Raw genomic sequence first — 11,165 nt, 5'->3', positions numbered from 1 at the left:
TTCTGCTGAGAAGGACAACGCGAGATGGCAAACGAAGACAAGCTCAGGGACTACCTGAAGCGAGTTACCGCCGACCTTCAGCAAACCCGTCGGCAGTTGCGCGAGATCGAGGGCCGCGACCGCGAGCCCATCGCGATCATCGGCATGGGCTGCCGCTACCCGGGCGGGGCCACCTCGCCCGAGCAGCTGTGGGAGCTCGTCGCCGACGGGGGTGACGGGATCTCCGAGTTCCCCGCCGACCGCGGCTGGCGGGAGGACCTCTACCACCCCGACCCCGACAACCCGGGCACGACGACGGCCAGGCACGGCGGCTTCCTCTACGACGCCGCCGAGTTCGACGCCGGCTTCTTCGCCATCTCCCCGCGCGAGGCCATGGGCACCGACCCGCAGCAGCGGCTCTTCCTGGAGACCTGCTGGGAAACCTTCGAACGCGCCGGCATCGACCCGGTGTCGGCGCGCGGCACCCGGACCGGCGTCTACGCCGGGGTCATGTACCACGACTACTTCCGCGCCGAGGCGCTCGGAAGCGTCACCTCCGGCCGCGTCGCCTACGCCCTTGACCTGGAGGGCCCGGCCGTCTCGGTCGACACGGCCTGCTCCTCGTCGCTGGTGGCGCTGCACCTGGCGGTGCACGCCCTGCGACGCGGAGAGTGCACGATGGCTCTGGCCGGCGGGGTCACCGTGATGGCCACCCCGAACACCTTCATCGAGTTCTCCCAGCAGCGAGGCCTGGCCTCCGACGGCCGCTGCAAGTCCTTCGCCACTTCGGCCAACGGCACCGGCTGGTCCGAGGGCGTCGGCGTACTGCTGCTCGAACGCCTCTCGGACGCCAGGGCCAACGGCCACAACGTGCTCGCCGTCATCCGCGGCAGCGCGGTCAACCAGGACGGCGCCAGCAACGGCCTGTCGGCGCCCAACGGACCCTCCCAGATCCGCGTGATCAGGGAGGCGCTGGCCGACGCGGGCCTGTCGCCCTCCCAGGTCGACGCCGTCGAGGGCCATGGCACCGGCACCACCCTGGGCGACCCGATCGAGGCGCAGGCCCTCCTCGCCGCCTACGGCCAGGACAGGGAGGCCGAGCGCCCGCTGTGGCTGGGCTCCCTGAAGTCGAACATCGGCCACACCCAGGCCGCCGCCGGGGTCGGCGGCGTGATCAAGATGGTGATGGCCATGCGCCACGGCGTCCTGCCCAGGACGCTGCATGTGGACGAGCCGACCGAGCACGTCGACTGGTCGGCCGGCGCGGTCGAGCTGCTGACGCGGCCCCGCCCCTGGCCGCGGGCCGAAGCGCCCCGCCGCGCCGCCGTCTCGGCCTTCGGGTTCAGCGGCACCAACGCCCACCTGATCATCGAGGAGACGCCGGCCGAGTCCGACGAGGACGAGCCGGAGCGGCTGCCCCTGCCGCTGGTGCCGTGGGTGGTGTCGGCCAAGGACGAGACGGCGCTCGCCGCCCAGGCCGCCCGCCTGCACGGCTGGACGCTCGCGCACGACGAACTGCCGGTGGCCGACGTCGGCTGGTCCCTGGCGACCGGCAGGTCCGTCCTGGACCAGCGGGCCGTGATCGTCGGCGCCGACCGGGCCGAGCTCGTCGCCGGGCTCGAGGCCCTCGCCGGCGGCACGCCTGCGCCGGGGACCGTCACGGGAAGCGGGACGGGCGGCCAGCTGGCCTTCCTGTTCGCGGGCCAGGGCAGCCAGCGCCTGGGCATGGGCGCCGCCCTCGCCGAGTCCTTCCCGGTCTTCGCCGACGCCCTGGAGGAGGTCTGCAAGGTCCTGGACCCGCTGCTGCCGCATCCCGTGCGCGAAGCCATGTTCTCCGGCCCCGAGCAGGTGCTGGACGAGACCGGCATGACCCAGCCGGCGCTGTTCGCCTTCGAGGTCGCGCTCTACCGCCTCCTCACCTCGCTGGGTGTCACACCGGACGTGCTGGTCGGCCACTCGGTGGGCGAGATCGCCGCCGCGCACGTGGCCGGGGTGCTGTCCCTGACCGACGCGTGCGGCCTCGTCGCCACCCGGGCCCGCCTGATGCAGGCGCTGCCGCCCGGCGGAGCGATGCTGGCCATCGCCGCGCCGGAGGCCGAGATCCTCCCGCTGCTGGAAGGCCGCTCCGACATCGGCATCGCCGCAGTCAACGGGCCGGACTCCGTCGTCATCTCCGGCGACGCCGCCGCCGTCGACGAGATCGCCGCGCTCGTCACCGTCCGCACCCGCCGGCTGCGGGTCTCGCACGCCTTCCACTCGCCGCTCATCGAGCCGATGCTGCAGGAGTTCCGGCGCTTCGCCCAGTCGCTGACCTACCACGAGCCGTCCATACCGATCATCTCCGACGTCACCGGACGGCGCGCGCAGCCCGGCCAGCTCACCGACGCCGGCTACTGGGTGGACCACGTACGGCAGGCGGTCCGCTTCGGTGACGCCGTCGCCTCCGCGCGCTCCGGGGGCGCCACGGTCTTCGTGGAGATCGGCCCCGACGCCGTCCTCACCGGGCTGGCCAGGCAGGTCCTCGACGGCGACGAGGCCGTCACCTTCGTGCCCGCCGTACGCAAGGACAGGGACGAGGCGCGAAGCTTCGTCGAGGCCCTCGGCCGGCTGCACGCCAGGGGTGTCGCCGTCGGCTGGGACGCCTACTTCGCCGACGCCTGCCCGCGCCGCGTCGACCTGCCCACCTACGCGTTCCAGCGCAAGCGGTACTGGTTCATGCCGGGCAGTTTCGCCGCCCAGCAGGCCGCCGAGGCCGCCGACCCCGAGTTCTGGGCGGCCGTCGAGCGGGAGGACGTGGACGCGCTCGCCGCGACGCTCAACATCGACGACGGATCGCCCCTGGCCGCCGTGCTGCCCGCGTTGTCGTCGTGGCGACGCCGCAGGCGCGAGCAGGACGTGCTGGACAGCTGGCGCTACCGCGTCACCTGGGAGCCCGTCGCCCTTCCGGAGGCCGGTCCGGCGGCGCTCGGCGGCACCTGGCTGATCGCGGTCCCGCACGAGCGCGCCGCCGACGAGTCGGTGACCGCGGTCGCGCGCGCCCTGGAGCGGCACGGAGCCACCACGAAGATCGTCGGCCCGACCCTGGAGGCCGCCACGGAGCCCGCCGGGAAGCCCGCTACGGAGGCCGCCGGGGAGCCCACCAAGGAGTTCGCCGGGGAGCCCGCCACGGAGGCCGCCGGGGAGGTCGCCGGGGTGCTTGCCCTGCACTGCGACCCGGCGCAGGCGCTCGCGCTGATCCAGGCCACCGACGGCATGGACGTGCCCCTGTGGGTCGGCACGGACGGCGGCCAGAGCGTCAGCCGCGTCGACTTCGTCCGCGACCCCGTCCAAGGAGCGGTGGCCGGCGTGGTACGAGTCCACGGCCTGGAACACCCCCAGCGCCCCGGCGGCACCGTCGACCTGCCCGAGACCCTCGACACCCGCGTGCTGGGCCGCCTGATGAGCGTGCTCGCCGCGGCAGGCCCCGAGGACCAGCTCGCCGTACGCGCCTCAGGAACCTTCGCCAGGCGCCTGACGCGAGCGCCGCGGCAGAGCGCCGGCACCACGCAGCGGTGGCAGGCGCGCGGCACCGCCCTGATCACCGGCGGCACCGGCGGCCTCGGCGCGCACGTGGCCCGATGGCTGGCCCGGAGCGGCGCCGAGCACCTGCTGCTCACCAGCCGCCGCGGCGCGGACGCGCCCGGCGCCGCCGAGCTCGTCGCCGAACTGGAGGAGCTCGGCGCGCGGGTGACCGTGGCCGGGTGCGACGTGGCCGACCGCGACGCCCTGCAGAGCGTGATCAGCCAGGCGGAAGCGTCAGGCGACCCGATCCGGTCGGTCTTCCACACGGCGGGGGTCCCGCACATCCAGCCGCTGCTCGCCCTCGGCGTCGACGAACTGGCCGAGGCCACCAGCGCCAAGATCGTCGGCGCGAGCCTCCTGGACGAGCTCCTGACCGCCCCGCTCGACGCCTTCGTGCTCTTCTCCTCGGGCGCCGGGGTCTGGGGCGGCTCCCACAACGGCGCCTACGCCGCGGGCAACGCCTTCCTCGACTCGCTCGCCGCCCACCGCCGCGCCCGCGGCCTGACCGGCACCGCCGTCGCCTGGGGCTTCTGGGACGCGGCGGGCGGCGGCATGACGACGCTGCTCGGCGAGGACGACGCCCGCAGGAGCGGCGTCGCCTACATGGACCCGCTCATGGCGATCGAAGGACTCTGGCAGGCGCTGGACGACGACGAGACCGCCCTGGTGGTCGCCGACATCGACTGGCCGCGCTTCGCCCCGCTCTTCACCGCCGCCCGGCGCCGCCCCCTCCTGGACGGCGTCCCCGAGGCCGTCGCCGCCCTGTCGGACGGCGACGCCACGGCGGAGGTGTCCGAGCTCGGCGCCGAGCTCCGGCTGCTCGACCCGCAGGAGCAGGCGCGGCTGCTGGTGGCCAAGGTCCGCCAGGAGGTCGCCGGCGTGCTGGGTTACGCCGACCCCGCCGAGGTCGGCGTCGAACGTGCCTTCCGCGACCTGGGCTTCGACTCCGTCACCGCCGTCGAGCTGCGCGGCCGGCTCAACCAGGTCCTCGGCATCCGCCTGCCGGCCACCGTGGTCTTCGACTACCCGAACGTCAAGGCGCTCGCCGAACTGGCCAGGACCGAGATCCTCGGCGTCCGGCAGGAAAGCGCGGGCCCTGCCCACAGGGAGCTATCCGACGACCCGATCGTGATCGTCGGCATGAGCTGCCGCACCCCCGGCGACGTGAACGGCCCCGACGACCTGTGGCGCCTGGTCGCCGAGGGCAGCGACGCGATCTCCCGGCTGCCCGGCAACCGGGGCTGGGACGTCGACGGCATCTACGACCCCGACCCGGATGCGCCGTTCGCCTCCTACACCCAGGACGGCGGCTTCGTGCTCGGGGCGGGGGAGTTCGACCCTGAGTTCTTCGGCATCAGCCCCCGCGAGGCCCTGGCCATGGACCCGCAGCAGCGCCTGCTGCTCGAAGCGTCCTGGGAGGCCATCGAGCACGGCCGGATCGACCCGGGCTCGCTGCGCGGCAGCCGCACCGGCGTCTTCGTGGGCGCGGCCTACGAGGAGTACGGCCGCCACTCCGACCAGGTGCCGCTGGAGTCCATCGGCCACCTGGTCACCGGCACGCTGAGCAGCATCGCCTCCGGCCGCGTCGCGTACGCGCTGGGATTCGAGGGTCCCGCCGTCACCGTCGACACGGCCTGCTCCTCATCGCTGGTGGCCCTGCACCTCGCGGTGCAGGCCCTGCGCAACGGCGACTGCGACCTCGCCCTGGCCGGTGGCGTCACCGTCATGTGCACTCCGCTCGGCTTCATCGGCTTCAGCCTGCAGGGCGCGCTCGCCCGCGACGGCCGCTGCAAGGCCTTCGCCGGAGCGGCCGACGGCTTCGGCCTGTCGGAGGGCGTGGGCATGCTCCTGGTGGAGCGGCTGTCGGACGCGCGGCGCAACGGACACCCGGTCCTGGCCGTGGTGCGCGGCAGCGCGGTCAACCAGGACGGCGCGAGCAACGGTCTGACGGCGCCGAACGGTCCTTCGCAGCAGCGGGTGATCCGGCAGGCGCTGGCCAACGCCGGCCTGTCGCCCGCCGACGTCGACGCCGTGGAAGCCCACGGCACCGGAACCACCCTCGGCGACCCCATCGAGGCCCAGGCCATCATCGCCACCTACGGCCAGGACCGGGAGCTGCCGATCTGGCTCGGGTCGATCAAGTCGAACATCGGCCACACCCAGGCGGCCGCCGGTGTCGCGGGTGTGATCAAGATGGTCATGGCGATGCGGCACGGGGTGTTGCCGCAGACGTTGCACGTGGACGAGCCCAGCCCGCACGTGGACTGGACGGCGGGCGCGGTCCAGCTGCTCACCGAGCCGGTCGCCTGGCCGGTCACCGGCCGCGAGCGCCGCGCCGCGGTCTCGTCGTTCGGCATCAGCGGCACGAACGCGCACGTGGTCCTGGAAGAGCCCCCCGCCCAGGCCCTCGCGGCGCCCTCCGGCCCGGTTCCGGCGGAGACCCCCGGCCTGGCCTCGGCGGAGGCGGCCCCGGGCGCCCCGGCGGACGCTTCCGCTGCCGTGGCGGGCGCCACCGGTGCCCTGGCGGACGCCTCCGGTCGCGGCGACGCTCCCGTGCGGCTGCCCGCGGTGCCGTGGTTGCTCTCCGGCAGGTCCGCGCAGGCCCTGCGCGACCAGGCCGGGCGCCTCGCGCTCGCCGAGCCCGTGGCCGAGCCCGTGGACGTCGCGCACTCCCTCGTCGTCACCCGGTCGGTATTCGATCATCGTGCGGTGGTCGTCGGCGCCGACCGTGCCGAGCTGCTGTCCGGTGCGGCGGCGCTGGCCGAGGGCGGCGTCAGCGGCGCGGTCGTCACCGGCGTGGCCACCGGCGACGGCAAGACCGTGTTCGTCTTCCCCGGCCAGGGCTCGCAGTGGCTGGGCATGGGCGTGGAGTTGCTGGACTCCTCGCCGGTGTTCGCCCAGCGGATGGCCGAGTGCGAGGTGGCGCTCGCCCCGTTCGTGGACTGGTCGCTGACCGGTGTGCTGCGTGGCGAGGACGGCCAGCCCGGCTTCGACCGGGTGGACGTGGTCCAGCCGGTGCTGTGGGCGATGATGATCTCCCTGGCAGCTGTGTGGCAGTCGGTCGGCGTCAAACCCGCCGCCGTGATCGGCCACTCCCAGGGCGAGATCGCCGCGGCCGTCGTGGCCGGGGCGCTGTCGCTGGAGGACGGCGCCCGGGTGGTGGCCCTGCGCAGCCAGGCGATCATCGCGCTGGCGGGCCGGGGCGGGATGGTGTCGGTGCCGCTGCCGGCCGCCCAGGTGGCCGAGCAGCTGGAGCGCTGGCAGGGCCGGATCTCCATCGCGGCGATCAACGGCCCCTCCTCCACCGTCGTTTCCGGTGACGTCGACGCCTTGGACGAGCTGCTGGCCGGCAACGAGCGGGCCAAGCGCATCGAGGTGGACTACGCCTCGCACTCGGCGCACGTGACCGCGATCAAGGACGACCTGGCGGGCCTGCTGGCCCCGGTCGCCCCGCGCACCAGCCACACCCCGTTCTTCTCCACCGTGACGGCCGCCTGGATCGACGGCCCCGAGCTCGACGCCGGCTACTGGTACACCAACCTGCGCCAGACGGTCCGGCTGGAGCCGTCGATCCGCGCCCTGATGGAGCAGGGACACGGCGTCTTCGTCGAGTGCAGCGCCCACCCGGTGCTGACCACGGCCATCCAGGACACCGCCGAGGCGGCCGAGCACGACGTCACCGCCGTCGGCACGCTGCGCCGCCAGGAAGGCGGCCTGCGCAGGGTGTTGACCAGCGCCGCCGAGGCGTGGGTACGCGGCCTGGACGTGGACTGGCGGCAGATCCTCGCCCCCGCCCGTCCCGTCATCGTCGACCTGCCCACCTACGCCTTCCAGCACCAGCACTTCTGGCTCGAGGAGCGCACCGCCACGGCCGGCGACGTCGGCGCGGCGGGCCTGGGCGCGGCCGGGCACCCCCTGCTCGGCGCGGCGGTGCCGCTGGCCGGGGCGGAGGGGGTCCTGCTGACCGGAAGGTTGTCGCTCAGGACCCACCCGTGGCTGGCCGAGCACGCGGTCAACGGGCAGGCCATCCTGCCGGGCACCGCCTTCGTCGACCTGGCCCTGCGGGCGGGCGACGAGGTCGGCTGCGACCTGCTCGACGAGCTCACCATCCAGGCGCCGCTCACCCTGCCCGAGCAGGGAGCGGTGCAGCTGCAGCTCACGGTCGGCGCGCCCGACGAGGAGGGGCGTCGTCCCCTCACCGTCCACGCCCGCCCCGACCGCGGCCTGGCCGACGACCCGTGGACCTGCCACGCGTCCGGCACCCTGGCCGCCGGGGCGGCGCACCGTCCGGCGCAGGAGACTGCCGTCTGGCCGCCGGAGGGCGCCAGGCCGGTCGACGTGACCGGCATGTACGGCTGGCTCGCGCAGGGCGGGCTCGGCTACGGCCCGACCTTCCAGGGCCTGCGGGCCGTCTGGCGGAAGGACACGGACCTGTACGCCGAGGTGGCCCTGCCGGAAGACACCGCCACCGGGGGCTTCGGCCTCCACCCCGCGCTGCTGGACGCGGCGCTGCACTCCATCGCGCTGCACGAGGTCGGCTCGCAGGACGGGCCGCAGATGCCCTTCGCCTGGAGCGGCGTGCGCCTGCACGCCACCGGAGCCGCCACCGTCCGCGCCCACCTGTCGATCAGGGAAGCCGGCCGGGTGACGCTCACGATCACCGACCAGGCCGGGGCTCCCGTCGCCGACGTGGCCTCCCTGCTGCTGCGTCCGCTGCCCGCGGGCGGGGGCGCCGGGACCGCGGACACCGCACGCGAGTCGCTCTACGAGCTCGAATGGGCCGCCATGCAGGCGGGCGAGCCGATCCCCGGACAGCGCTGGGCCACTCTCGGCGATCCCGCAGCCCTGGCCGCGGCGGGCATCACCGCCGTGCCGTACGGCGGCCTGGCCGAGATCCTGTCCATGGAGCAGGCGCCCGACCTCGTGTGCGTGCCCCTGGACGGCGCGACGTCCGGCGATCTGGCCGACGCCGTCCATGAGCGCACCGGCGAGGCGCTCGGCCTGCTGCAGGAGTGGCTGGCCGATGAGCGCCACCCGGGCTCGCGGCTGGTCCTCATCACCCGCGGAGCCGTAGCCGCCGACGTGCACGACGAGGTGCCCGACCTGGTCAACGCGGCCGTCTGGGGCCTGGCCAGGTCGGCCCAGTCGGAGAATCCCGAGCGGCTGGTCCTGCTCGACCTGGACGGCCACCCCGACTCCTACCGGGCGCTGCCTGCCGTACTGTCGGGCGGCGAGAACCAGGTGGCGCTGCGCGAGGGCGTGCCGTACACGCCCCGGCTGGTCCGCGCCGGAACCGGGCGCGGCAGCGCGATGGTCCCGCCCGCCGGCACCGCGAACTGGCGGCTGGACACAACCGGCCGCGGCACGGTCGACAACCTCGCGCTCCTGCCCGCCGAGGACGCGCCGCTGGCCCCCGGCCAGGTCAGGATCGCCACCCGGGCGATGGGCCTGAACTTCCGCGACGTGCTGATCGCCCTGGACATGTACCCGGGCGACGCGCCGATGGGCGGGGAGGGCGCCGGCGTCGTCATCGAGGTCGCCGACGACGTCACGACGCTGGCGCCGGGAGACCGGGTCATGGGCATCGTCGACGGCTTCGCCCGGCGCGCCGTCACCGACCACCGGCTGCTGGCCCGCATCCCCGAGGCCTGGTCCTACACCGAGGCCGCGTCGGTGCCGATCGCCTTCATCACCGCCTACCACGCTCTCGTGGACCTGGCCGGGCTGCGCGCAGGGGAATCGCTCCTGGTGCACGCGGCCGCGGGCGGTGTCGGCACCGCCGCCGTGCAACTGGCCCACCACTTGGGGGCCGAGGTGTACGGCACGGCGGGGGAGAGCAAGTGGCAGGCGGTGCGTGACCTGGGCGTGGACCCCGCCCGGATCGCCTCCTCCCGCACCCTCGACTTCGCGCGCATCTTCGAGGCCGGCGTGGACGTGGTGCTCAACTCCCTGGCGGGCGAGTTCGTCGACGCCTCGCTCGGCCTGCTGCGTCCCGGCGGGCGCTTCATCGAGATGGGCAAGACGGACCTGCGCGACCCCGAGCGGATGCTGCCTGCCCGCTACGTCAGCTTCGACCTCACCCAGCTGGACATGGACAGGACCGGCGAGATCCTCGCCGAGATCGTCTCCCTGTTCGACCAGGGAGCCCTGCGGCTGCCCCCGATCCGCGGCTGGGACGTGCGCCGGGCGGACGACGCCTTCCGCCACGTCGCCCAGGCCCGCCACATCGGCAAGGTCGTGCTCACCATGCCGGCCGAGATCGGCGGAGAGGGCAGCGTGCTCGTGGTCGGCGGCACCGGCGCGCTCGGCGCGCTGGCGGCCAGGCGGCTGGTGACCGAGCACGGGGTGCGGCACCTGGTGCTGGCCGGACGCCGGGGACTCGACGCCGAGGGAGCCGCCGAGCTGGAGCGGGAGCTGACCGAGCTGGGGGCGAGCGTGCGCATCGTGGCCTGCGACGCCGCCGACCGCGATGCCCTGGCGCACCTGCTCGCGCGGATCCCGGCCGAGCACCCGCTGACCGGAGTCGTCAGCACCGCGGGCGTCCTGGACGACGGCATGATCACCTCGCTCACGCCCGAGCGCCTGGCGGCCGTCCTGCGGCCCAAGGTCACGGCGGCGATCAACCTGCACGAACTCACCGCCGGGCACGACCTGGCCCAGTTCGTGCTCTACTCCGGCGCCGCGGGCGTTTTCGGCAGCCCCGGTCAGGGCAACTACGCCGCGGCCAACACCTTCCTGGACGCCCTCGCCCAGCACCGCCTGGCCCGCGGCCAGGCCGCCACCTCGCTGGCCTGGGGACTGTGGACACCTCGCAGCGGCAGCGGCATGACCGGCCACCTCGACGAGGCCGACATCAGCCGGCTGAACAGGTCCGGCATGGGCGCGCTCGACCTGGACGACGGCCTGGCGCTGCTCGACCTGGCCATAGGCGCCCACCAGGCGGCGCTCGTGCCGATCAGGCTCGACCTGGCGACCCTGCGCGCGGGAGCCGCCGGCGGCCTGGGCCATCCGCTGCTGCGCAGCCTGGTGCGGACCACCGCCAGGCGCGTCGTGGTGGCGGAGGCGGCGCAGGGCGAGTCGCTCAGCGACCGGCTGGCCGCCCTCCCGGAGGCCGACCGCACGCCGGTGCTGCTGGAGCTGGTCCAGAGCCACGTGGCCGCGGTCCTCGGCTTCGCCAGGCCCGACGCCGTCGAGCCCGGCCGGGCCTTCAAGGAGATCGGCTTCGACTCGCTGACCGCCGTGGAGCTGCGCAACCGCCTCAAGGCCGCCACCGGCCTGCGGCTGCCGGCCTCGCTGGTGTTCGACTACCCCAACCCCGCCGCGCTGGCCAGGCACCTGCTGGAGGAGATCGCGCCACCGGCGCACAGCGCGGGACAGCAGGTGCTGGCCGAGATCGACCGGATGGAGGCGGCGCTGGCCGCCGCCGCGGCCGACTGCGCGACCCCCGAGGAGATCACCGCCAGGCTGGAGCAACTGCTCTTCTCCTGGAAGGAACGGCAGAGCGGCACCCGGCCCGCGGAGGAGAACGTGGCCGACCGGCTGGCCGCCGCGACGGCCGACGAGATCCTCACCTTCATCGACAACGAGCTCGGCATCGCCTGAGCAGGCGTGGAAGCGAGAGAGGA

The 11,165-nt window shown here is 74.5% G+C and carries 1 protein-coding gene; it reads left to right on the top strand.

Annotated features, from left to right (window positions below; genetic code table 11):
* Positions 1-24 precede the first annotated feature (24 nt).
* On the top strand, positions 25-11,142 hold the full coding sequence (locus ACIBH1_RS15450; protein WP_397314379.1) for a type I polyketide synthase: 11,118 nt from the start codon (positions 25-27) through the stop codon (positions 11,140-11,142).
* Positions 11,143-11,165: the final 23 nt, after the last annotated feature.

The organism is Nonomuraea sp. NPDC050663 (assembly GCF_044456985.1).
Lineage (GTDB): Bacteria > Actinomycetota > Actinomycetes > Streptosporangiales > Streptosporangiaceae > Nonomuraea.
This window is presented reverse-complemented; position numbering and strand designations above follow the sequence as displayed.